Source organism: Halomonas sp. TP35, assembly GCF_052375975.1.
GTDB lineage: Bacteria > Pseudomonadota > Gammaproteobacteria > Pseudomonadales > Halomonadaceae > Vreelandella > Vreelandella citrativorans.
The window spans coordinates 16,433-37,902 of record NZ_JBQSUZ010000003.1; the positions used below are offsets into that span (position 1 = coordinate 16,433).

The window sequence follows — 21,470 nt, forward strand, 5'->3', positions numbered from 1 at the left end:
TGATTCCTCACGCTGGGGCATGCCCACTCCCCAGCGTTTATCCGTCGCTAACCGTTATTGACCATAAATACGCATGTCGTCGTTCGCTAACTGCTGACCAACCTGCTCGACTTCATCAAGCAGCCCCTGCACGCGAGCGCCATCCATGCCGAAGTCATCAACAATCCACGTCTGCCAAGCCGGGCGGGCAATCTCGGCCATACGCTCACGTTCGGCATCGGGCATCAAGTAGCAGTCTTCAAAGCGCTCACAGGATTCCACCCAGCTGGCCGTCGCCAAGGCACCCGACATCCCGTGACTTAGCTGAATCGCTTCGCGGGCAGAGCTTATCAGCGCCTGTTGGTGACTTTCCGGCAGCGTCTGATACCAGGATTCACTGACCATCCAGGGCGCGCTGTTATACACATGCCCGGTGAGCGTGGTGTAGTCCGTCACGGCATCGAAGTTGAAGGTGGTATTGAGCACAGGCGCATTGAACTGGCCGTCGGCCAGCCCGGTTTCCAGCGCGGTAATCAGCTCGCCCCAAGGCAAAGGCGTGGCGGAAGCGCCCAGTGAGCGCATGATCGCCACGTGGGCGGGGTTCTCTTCGGTGCGAATATTAAGCCCTTCCAGATCCTCAAGCGTCTCGATCAAATGGACATTGTTGGTAAACGCGACGAAGCCGCCGCCGTCATCAAAAGTGCCCAAGTAGCGCATATTGGCTTCTTCGACGGTGCCGGACATAAAGTCGGCAAACCATTCGCTGTCAAAGAAGGTCCATGCCTGCCGCCAGCTGGTAAACAAAAACGGGGCGGTGACCACTTGATAATCACCATAAAAAGAGGACATGGCCCCGGCTGACATAATGGTCGACTGAAGCGTGCGGCCAGCCTGCACTTCAGAGCCATTTTCCACTTCAGAACCCAACTGCCCACCGCCGAAAATGGTGACTTCCAAATCGCCGTCGGTACGCGCTTCCACAAGGTTTTTGAAGTGCACCAGCGCCGGATAAATTTCGTTGTTACTCATATCCTCCGGCAGTTGCGTGGCGATCACCATTTCATACGACTGCGCTTGCACGTTGGCACTGGCAATCGCTAATGGAAGTGCTGCCATAGCAGCAAAGAGGAAAGATTGTTTAGCGTTCATAACACACCTCGTTTTGATTATTGGTTGGTCTTCGTTATGAGTGACGTCTTAGGTCATTTTCGTAGCGACAGCAGGGTTGTAGTTATTCTCACAATGTCGGCTTATTCATCCTGGTCAGGCAGCGACTCCCATACCTCAATAGCGGCGGCCAGGTCTTCAAGCGATGCGCCAACCGATTTAAACAGCGTGACGGTGTCATCGGCGCTTCGGCCAGGCTTAGCACCAGAGAGCACTTCGGCTAACTCAGCCTGAATATCCGCAAAAAGGAACGCCCCTTCATCAATCGCCTGAAGAATATCGCCCGCTTCGCCCTGGGCGCCTGCGTAGGTATCCACAAACACTGCCGCACGGCGTAGGCATTCGGCATCGGTTTCGCGCATTTGTGGTCGAAATGCGCCAATCAAATCCAAGTGCGTGCCGGGCATTAACCATTCGCCTTTAATCAGCGGCTGGGTTGAAAGCGTCACGCAGCTGACGATATCGGCTTGCGCTACGGCCACGGCCAAATCGTCGACCACTTCAGTAGTAAAGCGCGTGGCGTACGCCTGGGCGATCGCCGCGGCCTTACTGGCGTTACGCCCCCAGACCATCACCCGCTTAATGGGCCTAACGCTGGCATGAGCTTCAATCACCATGGACGCTAGCTTGCCCGTGCCCACCACCAGCAGCGTTTCGGCAGACTCCTTGGCTAACGCCCGAGCCGCTAATGCGGAAGCAGCCGCCGTACGTCGCCGCGTGAGTTCGCTGCCATCAATACATGCAAGCGGCTGGCCGTGTTTTCCTTCGCTGAGCAGGTAAAGTCCTGAAATCGCCGGTACGCCATGGTCTGCGTTTTGCGGAAATACATTGACCATTTTGACGCCAATATAGCCGGTAGCTTCCCAGGCGGGCATCAGTAGCATGGTGGCTTCGCCGTCGGGCCGGTGCATGGCGTGATGATGGCGCGGCGGTGACTCAACGCCATTTACAAACGTTGCATGCAGCCGACTAATCAGCCCTTCCCAAGAGAGGTGGCAAGCCACCTCTTCAGCAGAAACAATCCGCATATCAAGCCTCCGGCAGCGCGGCGACCACCATGATTTCGACTTTCCATTCAGGTTTGGCAAGCTTTGCCTCAAGTGCAGCACGCACGGGTGGGCGTCCAGGCACAATCCAGGCATCCCAGGCTGCGTTCATTTGGTCAAATTCGGCCATGCTGGTGACCCAGACTTGCGCTGAAATAAGGTGCTGTTTGGAAGTGCCCGCCTGCTCCAGCAGCTGGTCGATACGCGTTAGCACCTGTTCGGTTTGACCACGCATATCGGCGCTAGCATCGCCCGGCACTTGGCCTGCCAAGTACACCGTACCGTTATGAATAGCCACTTGGCTCATACGCGCATTGCTGTCTTGATAGGTAACGCTCATAGAGTTTCTCCAGAAAATAATAGGTTCCATTTGAGACTACGATGTCGCTAGGCAACTCGCTTGCCCCAAACTCCGACAGTTTTGCCCGTAAATCAGGTAAGTCTCAAGGCGGGATAAACAAGTGGCAAAAAAGAAGTGAAAAAGAGGAGAAAAGCCTAGCGGTCTGAAGAAGGGGCAATGCCAAAGTGGCGGCGATAAGCGCGCGAAAAACTGCCTTGATCCCGAAAACCCACCAGCATTGCAATGTGGCCCAGGCTCAACGCTGTGCCGCGCCAGGGTGCGGGCATGTTCCAAACGCCGCTGTTGCACGTAGGCCAAGGGCGTTATCCCGGTCAGCTCGCGAAAGCAGGCATGAAAATGCCCGGGGCTCAGCGCACACAGAGCGGCCAGCTGTTCTACCCGAATATCATCGGCTAGATGCTGGTCCAGCCAAGCGTCAAGGCGCTCCAGGTCAAGTCGCTCACTCACACACCGCGTGCCCAACTGGGCAACGGCTGAGGCGGGTTCATCCTGCAAATACATGGTCAGCGCACGCAGTAGCAAAATGGCGATTTCGTTTTGTAGCCCGGGGCACTGCTCAAGCTGATTCGCTAGCGCATGGGTAAGCTGATTTAACGCCGGAGGGATGGTAAAAAAACGTGGCTTATCAAATAGCCGCTCGATGTCATCGCCCTTTTCCAGGCTGGCTAACTGGGCAACCGGAATATCCAGCACCAGGGTACGGTTACTGCCATCGCCTTCATACTCATGATGCCGTGAAGAGGGAATTAAACAGCCACGGCGGGCGGTAACACGCTCCCCCTGTCCTTCCATGGCAAGCTCTGTCACCCCGCTGGTTGCCAAAATCAGCTGATGAAAGTCATGCGAGTGAGCCACATGTTCAGATGCCAAGTTTCGGCTTTGCAGCTCAAAACGTGTCATGGCAATCGCCTTTCTTATTGGAATCTATCTTTGCACTATAAAACGACCCTTAGCGGAAAAGCGAGCCAGCAAAGATAGCGCCGAGCGAACGCACGGGTTCATTGAAGCCATCTTTACCTACCCACTGAACCCTACATACCAGATCACAAAAGGCACCGCGGCCAAAAACAGGATAGAGACCATGGCAAGCAACCCGTCTCTGGTTAAGAGCCCGGCCGCGAAGCAGGCGATAGCCGCAGATGCTATTGAACCCGACGTGGGGATGACTTCCATAAACGGCATGAAGGGCGTTACGGCCAGGATAACGGCGAGCGGCAGGTATGCGGCTTGAGAAAACGCTCAACAAAGTGCACCGGTTTGCGCAGCCAGTTAATCCCTTTACAGAGTTTATGGGTGGATAGCGCTTTACGTGAAATGAAGCCTAGCAGCCAGAGGCAATCCCGCCCCAGAATTATCTGTGACACGAGAATAAACTCAATGATGGCCACAATGGCAGAGCCCCACCGGAATCGAGCTTGCGGGAGACGTCGAAATGAGGGCAAACATGAGCATCAATGACGCAAAGGAGTGTGCGCCAAGCTCGTCGACAAGCGACCCGATCGTTACTTTTTGCCCGTGCACCGAGTGTTCAAGGTGATTCAGAACCTCGCCGAGTGCCCGCGTCGTGTGCTCGGCCATTATTGAGCTCCCTGCTTGCTATAAAGCCTTTCAGGCAATAAATGAAGCACCTGTATCCATGGCATGAAATAGCCGTCTACAACAACGGCGCTGTCACTGTCGAGTGTAGTGCAGATCGGTATATTCAAATATGAGGCAAATATGGGGCGCCGCACGAGTGTAGACACGCGCCAATACGCACAAGCTGTTTGGAGATTTTAGGATGCCAGAACCAAAAAAGGGCCTAGCGATAAACGCTAAGCCCGAAAATTTGGTGCCGGTGGCCAGACTCGAACTGGCACACCCGTAAAGGCGGCGGATTTTGAATCCGCTGCGTCTACCAATTCCGCCACACCGGCAATGGATGCGCATTATACGGAGATAACCACGCAGGTCAATCACATTGACTGACTTTATCTAGCGAAGGGGGTATCCTATGCCGCCTGTTTGACCACCGTTAAGAGCCAACCCATGCAGCGCGCGGACTTTTATTTCGAGCTACCCGATGAGCTGATTGCTCGCTACCCTTCTGAGCAGCGCAGCGACTGCCGTTTGCTATGCGTGGATGGCCAGAGCGGCGCGCTTGAGCATCGCCAGTTTACGGACCTTCTTGAGCGCTTAAACCCCGGCGATTTGCTGGTGTTTAATGACACACGAGTGATCCCTGCCCGCCTGCACGGCCATAAAGCCAGCGGCGGCAAAGTGGAGATGCTGCTTGAGCGCCCGCTGGACAGCCACCGAGGCCTGGCACATATCCGCTCGAGCAAATCGCCCAAGCCCGGCACCGAGCTGATCTTTGAAGGTGATATTCACGCCATGGTGGAAGGCCGCCACGACGCGTTGTTTGAGCTGCGCTTTTTAGGCGAGACGCCAATGATCGCGCTGCTGGAGCAGCACGGCCATATGCCACTGCCGCCTTATATCACTCGGGAAGATGAACTCAGCGACCGCGAGCGCTATCAAACCGTTTATGCCCGCCGAGATGGCGCCGTGGCCGCTCCCACGGCGGGCCTGCATTTCGACCAACCGCTGCTGGATGCCTTGGCTGAAAAAGGGGTTAACAGCGCGTTTGTCACCCTGCATGTGGGCGCGGGTACTTTTCAGCCGGTGCGGGTGGACAATATTGTTGAACACCATATGCACAGCGAGTGGATCGAGGTGTCAGAAGCCACCTGCCAGCAGGTACGCGAGACGCAAGCTGCGGGCAACCGGGTGATTGCCGTAGGCACCACCAGCGTGCGCTGTTTGGAAAGCGCCTGTCAGAAAAGCAGCGATGGGCAGATAGCGCCCTACAGCGGGGATACGGACATTTTCATCTACCCCGGCTACGAGTGGCGCTGTGTGGATGCGTTGATTACCAACTTCCACCTGCCGGAATCGACACTTTTGATGCTGGTGTCGGCGTTTGCCGGTTATGACACGATGATGAACGCCTACCGTGAAGCCGTTGCCGAACGCTACGCTTTCTTTAGTTATGGCGATGCGATGCTGCTCACCCGCTAAGCGCCTTTACGTTGCCCTTAGCGTTTTACCGATGATTATTTGACGAGTTACCACAATGCGAAACGAATGCTTTATGCGCTTTGAGCGCTTGGCCGACGATGGCCGCGCTCGTCGCGGTCGCCTCCACTTCCCCCGTGGCACGGTCGAAACCCCTGCGTTTATGCCGGTGGGCACTTACGGCACGGTAAAAGGCATGACGCCGGACTCCATCAAGGAGATCGGCGCGGAAATAATCTTAGGCAACACCTTCCACCTGTGGTTGCGCCCCGGTACCGAGGTCATTGAAGCCCACGGCGACCTTCACGACTTCGCCCAGTGGGACAAGCCGATTCTCACCGACTCCGGCGGCTTTCAGGTGTTCTCATTAGGCGAGACGCGCAAGATCACCGAGCAGGGCGTGCACTTCCGCTCGCCGGTGGATGGCAGCAAGGTCTTTATGGGGCCCGAAGAGTCCATGGCCGTGCAGCGCTCACTGGGCTCTGACGTCGTGATGATTTTTGACGAGTGCACGCCCTACCCGGCCACGTTTGAAGAAGCCGAGAAATCCATGGAGCTGTCGCTACGTTGGGCCAAACGCTCACGCGATGCCCACGGTGACTCGCCTTCAGCGCTTTTCGGCATCATCCAGGGCGGTATGCACCCCGAGCTTCGCGAGCGCTCGCTCAAAGGCCTCTTGGAGATCGGCTTTGACGGCCTGGCGATTGGCGGGCTTTCCGTTGGTGAGCCCAAAGAAGAGATGATCAAGGTGCTGGATTACCTGCCCACCTGGATGCCTGATGAAAAACCACGCTACCTGATGGGCGTGGGCAAGCCTGAGGACCTGGTGGAAGGCGTGCGCCGGGGCGTTGACATGTTCGACTGCGTCATGCCGACCCGCAACGCACGTAATGGCCACCTGTTTACCGCTGACGGTACGGTCAAGATTCGTAATGCCAAGCATCGCCATGACACCAGCCCCCTTGAAGAGGGTTGTGACTGCTATACCTGCAAGAATTTCTCGCGCGGCTATTTGCATCACCTGGACCGCTGCAATGAAATGCTGGGTTCGATGCTCAATACCATCCATAACTTACGCTACTACCAGCGTGTAATGGCTGATTTGCGCGCGGCAATCGAAGCGGGTACATTGACGACCTTTGTGGAAGGCTTTTATGCTCGGCGCGGCCTGCCGGTGCCTCCCCTGGCCGAATAGTCATCATCCGCTTTGGCGGGTAAGCCAAGGGGCGCTTATAAACATGATAGTTAATCAACGCCTCCTCTAACTCTCTCACCCATTAAGGGTCTTAACCCAGGAGTTCTCTGCAATGCTGGATTTCTTCATCTCATCAGCCCATGCCCAGGAAGGGGCAGCTGGCGGTGGCATCGCGCAAATCGTTATGTTGGTCGGCTTTGTGCTGATTTTCTATTTCCTGCTGTGGCGCCCTCAAGCTAAACGTGCCAAGCAGCACAAACAGCTGGTCACCAGCCTGGACAAAGGCGATGAAGTCGTGATCGGCGGAGGCCTGGTTGGCCGCGTCACCAAAGTCAGCGATGAGTTCCTGACCCTGGAAATATCTGAAGGCACCGAAGTCAACGTACAGAAAAACGCCGTTGCTGCCGTGCTGCCGAAGGGCACTATTAAGTCCATCTAACGCTTAAAACACCCCTGCCGATTCAGTGCCAGCCACCCCGGCAGGGGTGCCATGGTAGATACGATGGTAAATTTTGCTGTGCGTGGACCTCCCCGCACAGCAATTCCGTTTGTAATTGAAGGCAGGGCTTGCATGCTCAACCGTTACCCCCTGTGGAAGTATCTGCTGATACTGGTCGTCCTGGTGGTTGGCCTTATCTATTCGCTTCCCAACTTATTCCCCGAAGATCCCGCTATTCAGCTCAGTAGCTCCCAAGGCGAAACACTGAATGAGCGCCAAATTGAACGCGTTGAGAGCGCACTCGGCGAAAACGGCATCGCCGTTAAAGGCGTCGAAGAAGTTAACGGCCTGTGGCTGATTCGCCTGCGTAACGACAATGACCAGCTCAATGCCCGCGATATTGCCGCCGATCTTTTAGGCAATGACGCGACGGTCGCACTGAACCTGGCAGAAGCTACGCCGACTTGGCTTCAAGCATTTTCCGCCTCCCCCATGACGCTGGGTCTTGACCTGCGCGGTGGCGTTCACTTCCTGCTGGAAGTGGATATGGACGCTGCGCTTACTCAGCGCCTGGAAGTGAATGCCAGCGCCATGCGCGAGCTGTTGCGTAGCGAGCGTATTCGCTACCGCAATACCGATGTTGAAGGCCGCTCCCTCTCCATCGACTTTGCAAACGCTGAAGACCGCGACAATGCACGTCGTTTGATCAGCCGTGACTTCCCCAACTTTGACTATACCAATGAGGGCAGCGGCCGCTCCTCCAGGCTGGTGATGGCGCTGAGCGATCAGACCATTAACGAAATCCAGGACTACGCCATCAACCAAAACTTGACCACCCTGCGTAACCGGGTGAACGAGTTGGGAGTTGCCGAGCCGATGGTGCAGCGTCAAGGCCCTAACCAAATTGTGGTTGAACTCCCCGGCGTGCAGGACACAGTGGCCGCCAAACGGATCGTGGGCGCGACCGCTAACCTTGAATTCCGGTTGGAAGCCCGTAACGACACGCCGAATGCGGAAACGGAAACCCACGTATTCCGTAACGATTCATCACGCTCTGCCGAGCTAATGCGCGATGTCATCATTAGCGGCGACAGCGTTTCCAGTGCCAGTAACAGCTTTGATGAAAACGGTCGCCCTCAGGTGAATATCAACCTGGACGGCACTGGCGGCACGTTGATGAACCGCGCCACGCGCACCAATATTGGTCGCAATATGGCGGTGCTGTTTATCGAGCACAAGAGCGAAGATACGGTCGTCATTGACCCGGAGACCGGCGAAGAGACGATTGAGCGCGAGCCTTATGTAGAGCGCGGCTTGATTAGCCTGGCCACCATCCAAAGCGCGTTGGGCAACAGCTTCCGGATCACCGGGCTCGACTCTCCCACTGAAGCTGCCGAACTGTCGCTTCTGCTGCGTTCGGGTTCGCTGGCGGCGCCGATCTACTTTGTACAGGAGCGCACTATCGGCCCAAGCCTGGGTGCGGAAAACATTCAACGCGGCCTGCTCTCTGTTCAGGTGGGTCTACTGCTGCTCGTGCTGTTTATGCTGGCGCGCTATAAAGTGTTTGGCATTTTTGCCAACATTGCGCTCGCTCTTAACCTGACGATTCTGGTCGCGGTCATGTCGATGCTGGGCGCCACGCTCACCTTGCCAGGCATTGCGGGCATCGTGCTGACGCTGGGCATGGCGGTGGATGCCAACGTACTGATCTTTGAGCGAATACGTGAAGAGTTGCGTAACGGGCTGTCGATTCAGCAGGCCATTCATGCAGGCTACGAACGCGCCTTTACCTCGATTGTCGATGCCAATATTACCACGCTGTTAGTGGCGATCATTCTGTTCTCGATTGGCACCGGCCCGGTCAAAGGCTTTGCGGTCACACTGTCTATCGGCATCTTGACGTCCATGTTCACCGCGCTAATGGTGACACGTGCCTTGGTCAACCTGACCTATGGCAGCAGGCCCGTCAAAAAGCTATGGATCTGAACAATATGGATCTGAAGAACCTAGACTTAAAAAGCATGGATCTGAACCACGTGCTCAGCCCCGAATGCAAGAGGTGGCAATGAAACCCCTATCACAACTGCAAATCGACTTTATGGGGCGGCGCAATATTGCGTTTATCGCCTCTGCCGTGATGCTCATCGTGTCGATTGGCGCCCTGCTCTCCCAACAGCTCAACCTGGGGCTCGACTTCACTGGCGGCACACTGATCGAAGTTCGCTACGGCGCCGCACCCTCGCTGGATGCCATTCGCCTTCTGCTGGTAGAAAGCGGCTTCCAGGATGTTTCTGTACAAACGTTCGGCGCATCAACCGAGGTGCTTATTCGCCTGCAACAGGCCTTTGATCCTGACGTTGGCAGCGACGTTGTCAACCTGCTAAGTGCCAGCGGAGACAGCGTTACTCTGGTGCGCGCTGAATTTGTTGGCGCCCAGGTGGGCGATCAGCTGCGCGATCAAAGCGGCCTTGGCCTGCTGGTCGCGCTCGGTGTGGTCATGCTGTATGTCGCTTTCCGCTTCCAGTACAAGTTTGCCATCGGTGCGCTGTTGGCGCTGCTTCACGATGTGATTATCGTCGTGGGCGTGTTCGCACTCTTTCATCTTGAGTTCGACCTGACCGTGCTGGCGGCGATTCTGGCGGTTATCGGCTACTCATTGAACGACACGATCGTCGTCTATGACCGTATTCGTGAGAATATCCGTACGTCACGTATCGACGATATGACGCAGATCATCAACGAAGCCATCAACGCCACGCTATCGCGCACGCTGGCAACCTCCGGCACGACCATGCTGGTACTGTTTGCCCTGTTAATCCTCGGTGGCGATATGATTGAGAACTTCGCTATCGCCTTGCTGATCGGTATTGGCGTCGGCACGTTCTCCTCCATCTACATCTCGGGCGCGCTGCTTCTGCCGCTCAAGCTTTCGCGTGAGGACTTGATCCCTACCAAAAAAGAGCTTGATGAAGAGGAAGAAGAACTGCCGTAACAATCCGTTCTTGTATAACGACAAAAGGCTCTGCCGGGATAACCCGGCAGAGCCTTTTTAGTGGTTGGCTGGCAACCTGGAACGTCTACCACTCAACATTCACAGCGTGCTATTAACTACCAGCCATTCATTTTCAACTATTCATTCACTACCAGCCCATCAAAAATGCGGCGCCAGCTGTTTGATCAGCGCCTTGTAAAGACGTGGGCCTGCGGCCATCAATTGGCCTTCTACCTTAACGCTCGGCTGACCATCGGGCGTGCCCATTAGCGCGCCGGCTTCTTTCAAAAACAGCGTACCCACCTGCATATCCTGCTCTTCCATACCCAGCACAAAGGCGCTGTCCACTCGGCCGCTGGCCAGCTCACACATGTCCAGCAGGCCACAGCCCGTCGCGACAAGAGTTTCTACCTGAGGTGCAAGTTGTTGGGTAACGGTAAGAAATGCCGGCAAGTTGCCAGGACGCAGCCACGCTTCGGGCAGGCTCATGGCCAAACGCGTACCGGTAATCGCGGTGGGTTTGCTAACCCGCATACGCTTGCCATTGTGTTGAGCGCCACGACCACGGCTGGCGATATATTCATCATCGCCAAACGGTGAGATAACCACCGCGTGTTCCGGGCGGCCTTTAACCAGACACACCACTGAGAGAGCAAAGCCTTTACCCGCTACCGCTAAATTAGAGTAGCCATGAATGGGTTCGATCTTCCAAACGGTCTCACTACCTTCGTCTTCACCCGCTTTATGCGAGGTGTAGCGACCCACATAGCCGTGCTGGGGGTAGCCACGCTCCAACTGGTGGACAATGGTCGCCTCGGCCTTGCGCGCCGCGTCTTCAAGCAGACGGTCAAGGTTGGATTCTTCATGAGCGTTTTCGATACGCTCACGAACACGTTGAAACTGTTCAACTGCGCTGCGCGCTGCGCGCAACGTAAATTGGACCATCGGATTCATGATCGGGCCTTGTCACAGTGATGTTAAAGAACGTTAGGCGAAGGAATAATTGCCTATGGCGCGCAATTCTAGCAGACCCCTCTCGGGCACGCTATCGACTCGTGCTAAACTGCTCGTTTTCCGCGTTTGTTCGCTATGTTCTTCATCAAGCCCTGTTCTTCATCAAGCCCTGTTCACATTTATCGAGCCCTATCATTATGCTTGAGCGCATTCGTATCGTTTTAATCGGCACCAGCCATCCAGGCAACATCGGCGGCGTTGCTCGCGCCATGCACAACATGGGCCTGGCCGATTTGGCGCTGGTGGCTCCGCGCTGCGAGATCATTACTCAGGACAGCATTTCGCGCGCCTCCGGTGCGGATCATCTTCTGCATCAGGCCAGCGTACATGCAACGCTTGAAGATGCCGTTGCCGACTGCACGCTGGCCGTTGGCGCGAGTGCGCGCTCGCGCACCCTGCCCTGGCCCATGCTGACACCGCGCGAACTGGCAGACCGCCTACCCGGCGAATGTCAGGCATCAACATCACGCGTCGCACTGGTCTTTGGCCGGGAAGATAGCGGCCTGACCAACGCCGAGCTGCAGCGCTGCCACGCCCATGTCCACATCCCCACCAATGCTGACTTTAGCTCGCTGAATCTGGCCGCCGCCGTTCAGGTACTTGCCTACGAGAGCCGCATGGCCTGGTTAAGCCAGCAGGACGCAGCGCCCACGCCTGATACTGATGATGAGCTAGTGCCCCACGAAGAGCTGGAGCGTTATTTCGAGCACCTGGAGCGCACGCTAATTACCATTGAATTTCATGACCCAGCCCAGCCTCGTCAGTTGATGGCGCGGCTACGCAGGCTCTATTTGCGCGCCCGCCCCGAAAAAATGGAGATGAACATTTTACGCGGCATTTTAACCGCAACGGAAAAATCAGCAGACAAACAATGACCGGCATCCGCAAACCTGGGGTGGGGCATAGCTTGAAGTTACGCACCCGCGCCCCAACCTCGCTATCCTGCTAACGATGCGTTCTGTCATCCGCGATGCCTTAAATGACCGCGTGCCAGCCCTGACCAAGGATCACTCATGTTCCAACGCCTACGTGAAGACATTAACAGCGTATTTGACCGCGACCCGGCGGCCCGCAATTTTTTAGAGGTACTGACCAACTATCCCGGCCTCCACGCGCTGTTAATTCATCGTTGCGGTCACTGGCTATGGAAAAAAAACCTGAAATGGCTGGCCCGTACGCTGTCTACGTTTTCCCGCTGGCTGACCGGCATCGAAATTCATCCAGGGGCCACTATCGGTCGGCGATTTTTTATCGACCATGGTATGGGGGTTGTTATTGGAGAAACCGCGCAGGTTGGTGACAATGTAACGCTGTACCAGGGTGTAACTCTCGGTGGCACCAGTTGGAACAAGGGCAAGCGCCACCCCACCCTTGAGGATGGCGTTATTGTCGGCGCGGGGGCTAAAATCCTCGGTCCCTTTACCGTGGGTGCTGGCGCAAAGGTTGGCTCGAACGCGGTGGTCACCAAGGAAGTACCGCCTGGCGCAACGGTGGTGGGCATTCCCGGCAAGATTGTTAAACGCACCGACCCCGACGTTGAAGAAGCGCTAGAAGTAGACCCGGTTCGTCGCGAGGCCATCTGCCAAAAATTTGGTTTTGATGCCTACGGTGTCAGCCAGGACATGCCCGACCCGGTGGCACGCTCCATGCAGGCAATGCTGGATCACATGCACGCGGTGGATGAGCGCATTGAACGAATGTGTTCAACGCTGCGTAAGCTCGATGGCAGTTACCATGAAGGAAGCCTGCCCGCGCTGCGCGATGAAGACTTTGCCGATATTCTGGATGAAAACGATACCGGTTGCGCCCCCAAAAGCTCAGATGACAATACGCCGCCTCCGGCTAAAGGTTGACCAAACTACTCAGGCTTTCCCATAATGGCAGCACATTTGCCGGGAGCACGCTGAACGTTCAGCGCCGAGGTGCCTGTCATGCGTTTAACTACCAAAGGCCGTTACGCCGTTACCGCCATGCTCGACTTGGCGCTGAACGGCGAGCTCAGCCCGACCAGTCTGGGGGATATTTCGCAGCGTCAGGGGATTTCCCTCTCCTATCTTGAGCAGCTGTTTGCGCGCCTGCGCCGCTCAGGTCTTGTCCGCAGCGTTCGCGGCCCGGGCGGCGGCTATTTGCTGGCCAAACCAGCGGCCGACATTAGCGTTTCAGCAGTCATTGATGCCGTTGATGAAACGGTAGATGCTACCCGCTGCCAAGGATTATCCGACTGTCAGCAGGGAAGCACCTGCCTGACCCACCACTTGTGGTGCGAACTATCCGGCCAGATTCGACATTTTCTTGATGACATCACCCTTGCCCAATTGATGCAGCGCCCCGATGTTCTACGTATCGCCTCGCGGCAAAAAAATCGCGTTGAAGCGGGTATTCTCGCCTCATCACCGTAATGGCCAAGGGCGTTATTACCGCTGCCCTGGCGCTATTAAATTAAGCGGGTCTTCATGACAACGACAACCACACCTTCACTGCCTATTTATCTGGATTACGCCGCCACTACGCCGGTGGATGCCCGCGTAGCCGAGGTTATGCAGCGCTATCTGACCGCGGACCAGCTATTTGCCAACCCTGCCTCGCGCAGCCATATGCTAGGCTGGCAGGCTGAACAAGTGGTGGAGCAGGCGCGTCGCCAGGTAGCCGATACCATTGGCGCCGACCCGCGTGAAATTGTCTGGACCAGCGGTGCAACAGAAGCTGACAACCTGGCGCTGATTGGCTACCTGCGGGCCAACCGCGAACGCGGCATGCACCTGGTCACGTCTACCATTGAGCATAAGGCAATCGTTGATACAGCGGTTGCGCTTGAGCGCGAAGGCTTTGACGTTACCTGGCTTACGCCCGCACACGACGGTACCATTTCGCCGGAGATGCTACGTGCTGCCATGCGTGATGACACCGCGCTGGTTTCATTAATGGCGGTCAACAACGAGCTAGGCAGCATTAACGATATTGCCGCGCTCGCCAAGGTAGCCCATGAATTTGGCGCAGTTTTCCATACCGATGCGGCTCAGGCCGTTGGCCGAATCCCGTTGGACGTGGTGGCTCAAAAGATCGATTTAATGTCCCTTTCTGGGCATAAAACCTATGGCCCTAAAGGCGTGGGTGCACTGTATGTCAAACGCCACCCGGACATTCGCCTTGAGGCATTGATTCACGGTGGCGGGCATGAGCGCGGCATGCGCTCCGGCACCCTTCCAACGCATCAAATTGCCGGTATGGGTGAAGCATTTTTGCTGATGCAAAAAGAGCATGCTGACGATCAGGCACATATCACGCACCTACAACAGCGCTTTTTAAAGGGGCTTGAAACACTGGATGGCGTGGTGGCCAACACCCCGCTTGACCGCGCAGTACCCAATATTTTGAACCTCGCGTTTGAAGGCATCGACGGTGAGTCGCTGTTGATGGCCCTGCGCGATGTGGCCGTTTCTACCGGCTCCGCTTGCAACTCGGCAAGCGTTGACCCTTCGTACGTCTTACTGGGGGTAGGCGTTCCGCGCACGCTAGCACTTTCATCGCTACGCTTTAGTTTTGGACGCTTCACCACGCAAGACGATATTGATCACGCGCTAACCCTCATTCGCCATGCGGTGAGCGGTTTACGAACACTGCCACGCTAAGCGGCTAGCGCTTTTACAAGGAGCACGCCTTATGGCAACACTCAACATTACCCCAGCTGCCGCACAACAGATCCGCCACGTGCTTGATGAACGTGGCCAAGGCCTAGGCCTGCGTGTGTCGGTCAAGCCCAGCGGCTGCTCGGGCTACAGCTATGTGCTGGACTTTGCCGATGAAGTCGGCAGTGACGAAGTTCTCTTTGAAGATCACGGCGCCAGCGTTTATGTGGCACCTGATGCACTTGAGATGCTGGACGGTAGCGAAGTGGACTATGTCAGCGAAGGGCTGAACCGCTTTTTCAAGTTCAACAACCCAAATGTTAAAGATGAATGCGGCTGCGGTGAAAGCTTTACGGTGTAATACGCAGGCGCCAATGTCATCATCGGTATTCAACCCCCGCTTGAGGCGCTATAATCGCGCCCACTCGGTAATCGGTGAACACTACCGTCATTTTGCCGAAACGATTTTCCTTCGCCGCCCCGGTTTGCCGAGGCGGCAATTTCTGCTTTATCCCTTTTTCTAAAGGCCTCAAGGAGATATTTACATGGCTACTGAACGCACTCTGTCTATCATCAAGCCCGATGCCGTTGCCAAAAACGCCATTGGCGACATCATCGCTCGCTTTGAAAAAGCAGGCCTGCAGGTTGTTGCCGCTAAAATGACCCACCTTTCTGAAGAGAAAGCGGGCGGTTTCTACGCCGAGCACAAAGAGCGTCCGTTCTTTAAAGACCTGGTGGGCTTCATGACGTCCGGCCCAGTGGTTGTTCAAGTGCTTGAAGGTGAAGGCGCGATTGCCAAAAACCGTGACCTGATGGGTGCTACCAACCCAAAAGAAGCGGCCCCGGGCACTATTCGTGCTGACTTCGCGGAAACAATCGACGCTAACGCTGTCCATGGTTCCGACTCTGCAGAAAGCGCTGCGCGCGAAATTAGCTACTTCTTCGGTAATGACGAAATCTGCCCGCGCTAATTTTTAGCGGCGCCGTTTCAACATTCGTTGCCGGCCATTTTCGCGGGGGCCTGGCCCCCGCCCCTTTCTAGAACGCTGACCGCCATGACCACCACCGTAGCCCAACATACGCCCGCTTCCCAATCTGCACCTGACAGTGAAACGCCAGCGGCAAAAGCGCCTGAGCGCCAGAACCTGCTTGGCATGTCGCGCGAACAGATGGAAGCGTTCTTTTTGTCGATTGGCGAGAAGAAATTCCGCGCCGCTCAGTTGATGAAGTGGATCCATCAGGAAGGTAGCGACGACTTCACCGCGATGACCAACCTGTCCAAACCGTTGCGCGAAAAGCTGGCAAAAGTGGCCGAAATTCGTGGTCCCAGCGTTATTTACGAAGGCACCTCAACCGACGGTACCCGTAAGTGGGTATTAGAAGTAGAGGATGGCAGCTACGTTGAAACCGTGCTGATTCCCGCTGAAAACGGCAAGCGGCGCACGCTGTGCGTCTCTTCTCAAGTGGGCTGCTCGCTGGACTGTAGTTTCTGCTCCACCGGCAAACAGGGCTTTCAGCGTAACCTTACCGCCGCCGAAATCATTGGCCAGGTATGGGTTGCACAGCGCAGCGTCGGGCCGCGCCGTGACACCGCTAACCGCCCGGTTACCAACGTGGTCATGATGGGCATGGGCGAACCCCTGCTCAACTTTGACAACGTAGTGCCGGCCATGAAGTTAATGCTGGATGACAACGGCTACGGGCTCTCCAAGCGCCGCGTCACGCTGTCGACCTCAGGCGTTGTGCCGATGATCGACAAACTAGGCGACGAAATGGACGTAAGCCTGGCTATTTCACTGCATGCCTCTACAGACGAGCTGCGCAATGAACTGGTGCCGATCAACCGCAAATACAACATCCAAATGTTGCTGGATGCATGCCATCGCTACCTGTCCAAGTGCCCGGACAATCGCCAGGTCACTATTGAATACACGCTGATCAAGGACGTTAACGACCAGAAAGAGCATGCCGAACAGCTCGCCGCGCTGCTTAAAGAGTTGCCCTGTAAGATTAATTTGATACCGTTTAACCCGTTTCCTAACTCAGGGTATGAAACACCATCACGCAACCAGGTCATGCGCTTTCAACAGTGGCTGTATGATTTGGAGTATAACGCGACGGTTCGTATCACTCGGGGTGAGGATATCGACGCAGCCTGCGGTCAGTTGGTGGGACGCGTGAAAGACCGGACGAAGCGCAGCGCTCGCTATATTCAATCGGTACAGATTGACGCTGACTAAACGGTGCTTATCTTGACTTCCGACGAGCACAGCGCTTTGATGGACACGGTTTATTCGTTGTGCCGGCGGTTAGTTAGCTATTTACACCATGAGGATCAACATGATCTGTCACTACAGGCGTTTTAACCCGTTTAGGGTGCCCATGTTCGCTGTACTGTTTAGCAGCGTATGGCTCGCCGGTTGTGCCACATCAAACACGTTACCTTCTCAGGCAAGCAATGACGCCAAGGATGCGTATACGCAGCTCGGCGTTGCCTACCTGGAGCGCAACAATCTCCCACGGGCGCGCGCCGCCTTGGGTCACGCGCTGGAGATCGATCCGCACCATGCCAAAGCATTGCAGGCCTTAGCCATGGTCTATCAACAGCAGGGCGACATCGAACTTGCCGACCAATATTTTAAACAAGCGATCGACGCCGACCCGACATTTACCCGTGCCCGCAATAATTACGCGGCATTTTTGTATCAGCAGGGGCATATTGCTGCCGCTTGCGATCAGTTGGAAAACGCATCTAATGATGCCCAGTACGCCAACCGTGCCCAACTTTTTACCAACCTGGGCCAATGTTATTTAGCGCTGGAAGAATTTGATAAAGCGCGTGGGCGTTTAGCCCGCGCGCAGCGTATCGACCCGCGACAGTCGCGGGGGTACTTGACGTTAGCCGAACTGGAAGTTTCACAGGGCAATTACCATGAGGCCTGGTCACCGTTGCACACCTATTTGCAGTTGGCCGGGCCAGACCGGGCAGCGCTGGAAATGGCAATTGATATCGCTCATGCCCAAGGCGACCATGCCACGGCAGCCGATTACCAGCGCCAGCTTGGCCTTATGAACTGACGCCCTGACCACTTAATTATTTAAGGATGCTCAGCCATGAGCGACACACAGTTACAAGATAGCGTTACTTCCTCCCGTTCCACCTCCTCTCCCGGCGAGATTCTTTTGCGCCAACGAGAAGAGCTCGGCGTGCCCATTGGAGAGGCGGCGCGTGCGCTTAATTTGCGGCCGGCTGTCGTTGATGGCCTTGAACATGATCGTTATGACGAAATTCCGGTTATTGCTTACCGTCGTGGTTACCTGCGCTCCTACGCCAAATACCTGGGTCTGAGCGAGCATGTGATCCTGGACGCTTACCAGGAGCGCTATGGCGCCGCGGATGCCGAACGAAAAGTGATTCCGGTGGCGGTTAGTCGGCCCCCCTCAAAGCTGGGTGCCTGGTTATTTAAGCTGGTGACCTTGCTGGTGATTGCTGGCCTGATCGGCGTAACCGTAATGTGGTGGCAGAGCCGTGGTGGCAGCGAGCCGCCTGGCTTTAATGAGACGTCCGGCGTTGAAGAAGGCAGCGAAGTACCGTCGGCATCGGGTACCGGTGCTGAGCCCACGCCACCTCAGCAGCCCGCCATCACCTCGCCCGCTCAGCCGGAAAACGATACGGCCACGGGTGATACCGCTGGTAATAGTGAAACACTGCCTACTGATAACGCGGAGCAGGCCGCGACGGTCGACGAGTCTGCCGCGCTTGATATTACGGCAGATACGGATGCGGCTGACGCTGATGTAACAGAGGCTGATGAAGGTGCCACCGAGGAAGCGGCAACGGCCCCGGCAGGCAACCCAGGCCAGATGGAGCTCACGTTTAACGAGCAGTCCTGGACTGAAATTTTCGATGCCAACAATCAACGTGTATTTGTTGGCTTACAAACGCCCGGCACCAATGTAACCGTTGAAGGTGTGCCGCCGTTTCGTTTAACCGTAGGAAACGCCACTGGCGTCGTACTGCGTTACCAAGGTGAGCAGATCAACCTTGCAGAACGCGCAGGCGCCAACAATGTCGCCCGATTTACCCTGGGAGAGTGACCCGTCTTATGCACGCCCCTTCTCCGATAAAACGCCGCCAGTCCCGCCAGATTCACGTCGGTAATGTGGCGGTAGGCGGAAATGCGCCTATTTCCGTACAGAGCATGACCAACACCAACACGCTGGACGTGGCGGCTACCGTTGGGCAGATTCAGCAGTTGGAAAAAGCCGGTGCTGACATCGTACGCGTTTCCGTACCGGACATGGACGCCGCCGAAGCCTTTGGCAAAATCAAGCAGTTGGTGGATGTGCCGTTGGTGGCCGACATTCACTTTGACTACAAGATCGCCCTGCGCGTCGCGGAGCTAGGCGTTGACTGCCTGCGCATCAACCCCGGCAATATTGGCCGTGAAGATCGCGTACGCGCGGTGGTGAGTGCCGCACGCGATAACGGCATTCCTATCCGCATTGGCGTTAACGCCGGTTCTTTGGAAAAAGACCTTCAGAAAAAGTATGGCGAGCCCACGCCTGCCGCGCTGGTGGAATCCGCCATGCGCCATATCGACCACCTGGATCGGCTCGATTTTCAAGAGTACAAGGTCAGCGTAAAAGCCTCTGATGTGTTTATGGCCGTCGCGGCTTACCGTGATCTTGCCACGCGCATTGAGCAGCCGCTTCACTTGGGTATTACCGAAGCAGGTGGGCTGCGCTCGGGCACCGTTAAGTCGTCTATTGGCCTGGGCATGCTACTGATGGATGGTATCGGCGACACGATTCGTGTGTCACTTGCCGCCGACCCGGTAGAAGAGATTAAAGTCGGCTTTGATATGCTCAAAAGCCTGCGCCTGCGCGCCAAGGGCATCAACTTTATTGCCTGCCCCAGCTGCTCACGCCAAAACTTTGACGTTATCAGCACCATGAATCAGCTTGAAGAGCGTCTGGAAGACATCATGACGCCGCTGGATGTTTCGGTGATTGGCTGCGTCGTTAACGGCCCGGGTGAAGCAAAAGAGACCGATATTGGCCTGACCGGCGGCAGCCCCGCCAACCTGGTGTATATCGACGGCAAACCGGCCAGCAAACTGCGTAACGACCACCTGGTGGATGATCTTGAGCGGATGATCCGCGAAAAAGTGCGCCAAAAACAGCAGCAAGAAGATGACATGATCGCCCGCAGCGTTTAATGCCGGGGCCATGCATCAGCCAGGATGCAGAACGAGGAGTTTTCATTGAGCAAGTCCGCTGTTAAAAAGATTCAAGCCATCCGTGGTATGAACGACCTGTTGCCCAGCGATAGTCCTCGCTGGCAATTTTTTGAGACCAAAGTACGTCAGTTAATGCATCGCTACGGCTTCGATGAAATTCGCACGCCGATTGTCGAGCAAACAGCGCTGTTCGCCCGCTCGATTGGTGAAGTGACCGATATCGTCGAAAAAGAGATGTACACCTTCGACGACCGCAACGGCGATAGCCTGACACTGCGTCCTGAAGGCACCGCCAGCTGCGTGCGCGCAGCGATGGAACACGGCCTGCTCTACAACCAGACCCAACGGCTTTGGTACCAGGGTCCGATGTTTCGTCACGAGCGCCCTCAAAAAGGCCGCTATCGCCAGTTTCATCAGGTAGGTGTTGAGACATACGGCTTTGAAGGGCCGGATATCGATGCCGAAGTGATTCTGCTCTCGGCACGCCTGTGGAAAGAGCTAGGGCTGTTTGAGCATGTCACGCTTGAGCTTAACTCGCTGGGTTCTGCCGAGGCGCGGGTGGCCTACCGTGAAAAGCTGGTGGCTTATTTCGAACAGCATCGCGAAGTGCTTGATGAAGACTCTCAGCGCCGCTTGATCAGTAACCCGCTGCGCATTCTGGACTCTAAAAATCCGGCCATGGCGGACATGCTTAACGGCGCCCCGCAGCTCATGGATCATCTTGATGATGCGTCGCGCGAACACTTCGAGCAGTTGAAAGCCATGCTGGATGCGGCGGGCATCCCCTTTGTGATCAATCCTCGCCTGGTGCGCGGGCTCGACTACTACTGCCGTACGGTGTTCGAATGGACCACCAGTGCGCTGGGTAGCCAAGGCACGGTATGTGCTGGCGGTCGTTACGATGGCATGGTGGAACAGCTGGGCGGCAAGCCAACCCCAGCGGTTGGGTTCGCCATGGGTATTGAGCGGTTAATCCTGTTGCTGGAGACGCTAAACCTGGTGCCGGACGAAGCCCTGGGCGGCTGCGATGTCTATCTCCTGCCTATGGACGATAACGCAACGATTGCCGCGCTCACGCTTGCCGAACAGCTGCGTAGTGAGCTTCCCGACTTGCGCCTTCAACTGCACTGCGGCGGCGGTAGCTTTAAGAGCCGCATGAAAAAGGCCGATAAAAGTGCTGCGCCCATCGCCATCCTGCTGGGCGAGGACGAACTGGCCGAACACGCCGCCACGCTTAAGTTCTTGCGCGATGACCGCGAGCAGCAGCGCGTGAGCCAAGCGGCACTTTCTGCCACGCTAGGCGACCTTCTGGCCCACTAAGCCAAACAAACAGGCGCTGTGCGCTTACAAA

The 21,470-nt window shown here is 56.1% G+C and carries 23 protein-coding genes, 1 tRNA gene and 1 pseudogene; 16 read left to right on the forward strand and 9 right to left on the reverse strand.

All coding sequences use genetic code 11. The features are described from left to right. Window positions 1-54 precede the first annotated feature (54 nt). The 8 genes and pseudogenes from dctP to ACT3RU_RS05380 form a co-directional block, all read right to left on the reverse strand. Window positions 55-1,128, reverse strand: coding sequence for a TRAP transporter substrate-binding protein DctP (gene dctP, locus ACT3RU_RS05345; RefSeq protein ID WP_192527122.1), 1,074 nt, complete (start codon window positions 1,126-1,128; stop codon window positions 55-57). 101 nt (window positions 1,129-1,229) lie between these two features. Further along, window positions 1,230-2,174 carry a bifunctional Delta(1)-pyrroline-2-carboxylate/Delta(1)-piperideine-2-carboxylate reductase gene (locus ACT3RU_RS05350; protein WP_192527123.1) on the reverse strand — a complete coding sequence of 315 codons (945 nt, stop codon included), beginning with the start codon at window positions 2,172-2,174 and terminating at the stop codon, window positions 1,230-1,232. Window position 2,175: 1 nt separating this feature from the next. Further along, window positions 2,176-2,532 (reverse strand): RidA family protein, encoded by a 357-nt coding sequence (locus ACT3RU_RS05355; RefSeq protein ID WP_192527124.1) that lies wholly within the window; start codon window positions 2,530-2,532, stop codon window positions 2,176-2,178. A gap of 155 nt (window positions 2,533-2,687) precedes the next feature. Continuing rightward, window positions 2,688-3,453: pseudogene (locus ACT3RU_RS05360) on the reverse strand (AraC family transcriptional regulator). A gap of 117 nt (window positions 3,454-3,570) precedes the next feature. Then, window positions 3,571-3,771 carry an exopolysaccharide biosynthesis protein gene (locus tag ACT3RU_RS05365; protein ID WP_412767833.1) on the reverse strand — a complete coding sequence of 67 codons (201 nt, stop codon included), beginning with the start codon at window positions 3,769-3,771 and terminating at the stop codon, window positions 3,571-3,573. Beyond that, a complete protein-coding gene (locus ACT3RU_RS05370; protein WP_412767831.1) occupies window positions 3,744-3,941 on the reverse strand; it encodes an exopolysaccharide biosynthesis protein in 198 nt (65 codons plus the stop codon). The genes ACT3RU_RS05365 and ACT3RU_RS05370 overlap by 28 nt, the downstream gene beginning before the upstream one ends. After that, entirely contained in the window at window positions 3,928-4,131 is a 204-nt protein-coding gene (locus tag ACT3RU_RS05375) for an exopolysaccharide biosynthesis protein (protein WP_263974282.1), read from the reverse strand. Before ACT3RU_RS05375 ends, ACT3RU_RS05370 begins: the two co-directional genes overlap by 14 nt. 251 nt (window positions 4,132-4,382) lie before the next feature. Beyond that, window positions 4,383-4,469: transfer RNA gene (locus tag ACT3RU_RS05380), tRNA-Leu, on the reverse strand. Between the two features lie 112 nt (window positions 4,470-4,581). On the opposite strand from ACT3RU_RS05380, the gene queA reads away from it, so the two are divergent. The 5 genes from queA to secF all read left to right on the forward strand — a co-directional run bounded on the left by queA (window position 4,582) and on the right by secF (window position 10,236). Then, the gene (queA, locus tag ACT3RU_RS05385; RefSeq protein WP_192527125.1) at window positions 4,582-5,613 is read left to right on the forward strand and encodes a tRNA preQ1(34) S-adenosylmethionine ribosyltransferase-isomerase QueA; all 1,032 of its coding nucleotides are present in this window, start codon (window positions 4,582-4,584) and stop codon (window positions 5,611-5,613) included. 73 nt (window positions 5,614-5,686) lie between these two features. Further along, window positions 5,687-6,805, forward strand: coding sequence for a tRNA guanosine(34) transglycosylase Tgt (gene tgt, locus ACT3RU_RS05390; RefSeq protein WP_459560470.1), 1,119 nt, complete (start codon window positions 5,687-5,689; stop codon window positions 6,803-6,805). A 112-nt stretch (window positions 6,806-6,917) separates the two neighbouring features. Continuing rightward, window positions 6,918-7,244, forward strand: coding sequence for a preprotein translocase subunit YajC (gene yajC / locus ACT3RU_RS05395; RefSeq protein ID WP_192527127.1), 327 nt, complete (start codon window positions 6,918-6,920; stop codon window positions 7,242-7,244). Window positions 7,245-7,376: 132 nt separating this feature from the next. After that, window positions 7,377-9,230 carry a protein translocase subunit SecD gene (secD, locus tag ACT3RU_RS05400; RefSeq protein WP_192527128.1) on the forward strand — a complete coding sequence of 618 codons (1,854 nt, stop codon included), beginning with the start codon at window positions 7,377-7,379 and terminating at the stop codon, window positions 9,228-9,230. A 79-nt stretch (window positions 9,231-9,309) separates the two neighbouring features. After that, window positions 9,310-10,236, forward strand: coding sequence for a protein translocase subunit SecF (gene secF, locus ACT3RU_RS05405; protein WP_172118622.1), 927 nt, complete (start codon window positions 9,310-9,312; stop codon window positions 10,234-10,236). 159 nt (window positions 10,237-10,395) lie between these two features. Here secF and ACT3RU_RS05410 read toward each other — a convergent pair whose 3' ends face one another. Next, complete coding sequence (locus ACT3RU_RS05410; protein ID WP_192527129.1) at window positions 10,396-11,190, reverse strand: inositol monophosphatase family protein; 795 nt, start codon at window positions 11,188-11,190, stop codon at window positions 10,396-10,398. A gap of 197 nt (window positions 11,191-11,387) precedes the next feature. Here ACT3RU_RS05410 and trmJ point away from each other — a divergent pair, with 197 nt between their 5' ends. The 11 genes from trmJ (at window position 11,388) to hisS (ending at window position 21,439) form a co-directional block, all read left to right on the forward strand. After that, a complete protein-coding gene (gene trmJ, locus ACT3RU_RS05415; protein ID WP_192527130.1) occupies window positions 11,388-12,125 on the forward strand; it encodes a tRNA (cytosine(32)/uridine(32)-2'-O)-methyltransferase TrmJ in 738 nt (245 codons plus the stop codon). 138 nt (window positions 12,126-12,263) lie between these two features. Then, window positions 12,264-13,103 (forward strand): serine O-acetyltransferase, encoded by an 840-nt coding sequence (gene cysE / locus ACT3RU_RS05420; RefSeq protein WP_087106562.1) that lies wholly within the window; start codon window positions 12,264-12,266, stop codon window positions 13,101-13,103. 78 nt (window positions 13,104-13,181) lie between these two features. After that, entirely contained in the window at window positions 13,182-13,649 is a 468-nt protein-coding gene (locus tag ACT3RU_RS05425) for a Fe-S cluster assembly transcription factor (protein WP_087106560.1), read from the forward strand. A 54-nt stretch (window positions 13,650-13,703) separates the two neighbouring features. Continuing rightward, on the forward strand, window positions 13,704-14,879 hold the full coding sequence (locus ACT3RU_RS05430; RefSeq protein ID WP_192527131.1) for an aminotransferase class V-fold PLP-dependent enzyme: 1,176 nt from the start codon (window positions 13,704-13,706) through the stop codon (window positions 14,877-14,879). 31 nt (window positions 14,880-14,910) lie between these two features. Then, on the forward strand, window positions 14,911-15,237 hold the full coding sequence (locus ACT3RU_RS05435) for a HesB/IscA family protein (RefSeq protein WP_087106557.1): 327 nt from the start codon (window positions 14,911-14,913) through the stop codon (window positions 15,235-15,237). A 184-nt stretch (window positions 15,238-15,421) separates the two neighbouring features. Beyond that, on the forward strand, window positions 15,422-15,847 hold the full coding sequence (gene ndk / locus ACT3RU_RS05440) for a nucleoside-diphosphate kinase (RefSeq protein WP_087106555.1): 426 nt from the start codon (window positions 15,422-15,424) through the stop codon (window positions 15,845-15,847). Between the two features lie 84 nt (window positions 15,848-15,931). After that, the gene (rlmN, locus tag ACT3RU_RS05445) at window positions 15,932-17,116 is read left to right on the forward strand and encodes a dual-specificity RNA methyltransferase RlmN (protein ID WP_087106553.1); all 1,185 of its coding nucleotides are present in this window, start codon (window positions 15,932-15,934) and stop codon (window positions 17,114-17,116) included. 100 nt (window positions 17,117-17,216) lie between these two features. Beyond that, entirely contained in the window at window positions 17,217-17,954 is a 738-nt protein-coding gene (pilW, locus tag ACT3RU_RS05450; RefSeq protein WP_192527132.1) for a type IV pilus biogenesis/stability protein PilW, read from the forward strand. Between the two features lie 36 nt (window positions 17,955-17,990). Further along, a complete protein-coding gene (locus ACT3RU_RS05455; protein WP_192527133.1) occupies window positions 17,991-18,974 on the forward strand; it encodes a RodZ domain-containing protein in 984 nt (327 codons plus the stop codon). A gap of 8 nt (window positions 18,975-18,982) precedes the next feature. Further along, window positions 18,983-20,098, forward strand: a complete 1,116-nt coding sequence (gene ispG, locus ACT3RU_RS05460; RefSeq protein WP_192527134.1) for a flavodoxin-dependent (E)-4-hydroxy-3-methylbut-2-enyl-diphosphate synthase — start codon at window positions 18,983-18,985, stop codon at window positions 20,096-20,098. Between the two features lie 45 nt (window positions 20,099-20,143). Next, complete coding sequence (gene hisS / locus ACT3RU_RS05465) at window positions 20,144-21,439, forward strand: histidine--tRNA ligase (RefSeq protein WP_087106546.1); 1,296 nt, start codon at window positions 20,144-20,146, stop codon at window positions 21,437-21,439. Window positions 21,440-21,470 lie beyond the last annotated feature (31 nt).

What these genes read in the sequence shown, in the direction of transcription:
- ACT3RU_RS05425 (WP_087106560.1), top strand. Translation starts at nt 13,182, where the DNA reads ATGCGTTTAACTACCAAAGGCCGTTACGCCGTTACCGCCATGCTCGAC.
- secD (WP_192527128.1), top strand. Translation starts at nt 7,377, where the DNA reads ATGCTCAACCGTTACCCCCTGTGGAAGTATCTGCTGATACTGGTCGTC.
- rlmN (WP_087106553.1), top strand. Translation starts at nt 15,932, where the DNA reads ATGACCACCACCGTAGCCCAACATACGCCCGCTTCCCAATCTGCACCT.
- ACT3RU_RS05410 (WP_192527129.1), bottom strand. Translation starts at nt 11,190, where the DNA reads ATGAATCCGATGGTCCAATTTACGTTGCGCGCAGCGCGCAGCGCAGTT.
- ACT3RU_RS05430 (WP_192527131.1), top strand. Translation starts at nt 13,704, where the DNA reads ATGACAACGACAACCACACCTTCACTGCCTATTTATCTGGATTACGCC.
- secF (WP_172118622.1), top strand. Translation starts at nt 9,310, where the DNA reads ATGAAACCCCTATCACAACTGCAAATCGACTTTATGGGGCGGCGCAAT.
- cysE (WP_087106562.1), top strand. Translation starts at nt 12,264, where the DNA reads ATGTTCCAACGCCTACGTGAAGACATTAACAGCGTATTTGACCGCGAC.
- ndk (WP_087106555.1), top strand. Translation starts at nt 15,422, where the DNA reads ATGGCTACTGAACGCACTCTGTCTATCATCAAGCCCGATGCCGTTGCC.
- ispG (WP_192527134.1), top strand. Translation starts at nt 18,983, where the DNA reads ATGCACGCCCCTTCTCCGATAAAACGCCGCCAGTCCCGCCAGATTCAC.
- pilW (WP_192527132.1), top strand. Translation starts at nt 17,217, where the DNA reads ATGATCTGTCACTACAGGCGTTTTAACCCGTTTAGGGTGCCCATGTTC.
- dctP (WP_192527122.1), bottom strand. Translation starts at nt 1,128, where the DNA reads ATGAACGCTAAACAATCTTTCCTCTTTGCTGCTATGGCAGCACTTCCA.
- ACT3RU_RS05435 (WP_087106557.1), top strand. Translation starts at nt 14,911, where the DNA reads ATGGCAACACTCAACATTACCCCAGCTGCCGCACAACAGATCCGCCAC.
- yajC (WP_192527127.1), top strand. Translation starts at nt 6,918, where the DNA reads ATGCTGGATTTCTTCATCTCATCAGCCCATGCCCAGGAAGGGGCAGCT.
- ACT3RU_RS05455 (WP_192527133.1), top strand. Translation starts at nt 17,991, where the DNA reads ATGAGCGACACACAGTTACAAGATAGCGTTACTTCCTCCCGTTCCACC.
- tgt (WP_459560470.1), top strand. Translation starts at nt 5,687, where the DNA reads ATGCGCTTTGAGCGCTTGGCCGACGATGGCCGCGCTCGTCGCGGTCGC.
- ACT3RU_RS05355 (WP_192527124.1), bottom strand. Translation starts at nt 2,532, where the DNA reads ATGAGCGTTACCTATCAAGACAGCAATGCGCGTATGAGCCAAGTGGCT.
- ACT3RU_RS05375 (WP_263974282.1), bottom strand. Translation starts at nt 4,131, where the DNA reads ATGGCCGAGCACACGACGCGGGCACTCGGCGAGGTTCTGAATCACCTT.
- ACT3RU_RS05350 (WP_192527123.1), bottom strand. Translation starts at nt 2,174, where the DNA reads ATGCGGATTGTTTCTGCTGAAGAGGTGGCTTGCCACCTCTCTTGGGAA.
- trmJ (WP_192527130.1), top strand. Translation starts at nt 11,388, where the DNA reads ATGCTTGAGCGCATTCGTATCGTTTTAATCGGCACCAGCCATCCAGGC.
- queA (WP_192527125.1), top strand. Translation starts at nt 4,582, where the DNA reads ATGCAGCGCGCGGACTTTTATTTCGAGCTACCCGATGAGCTGATTGCT.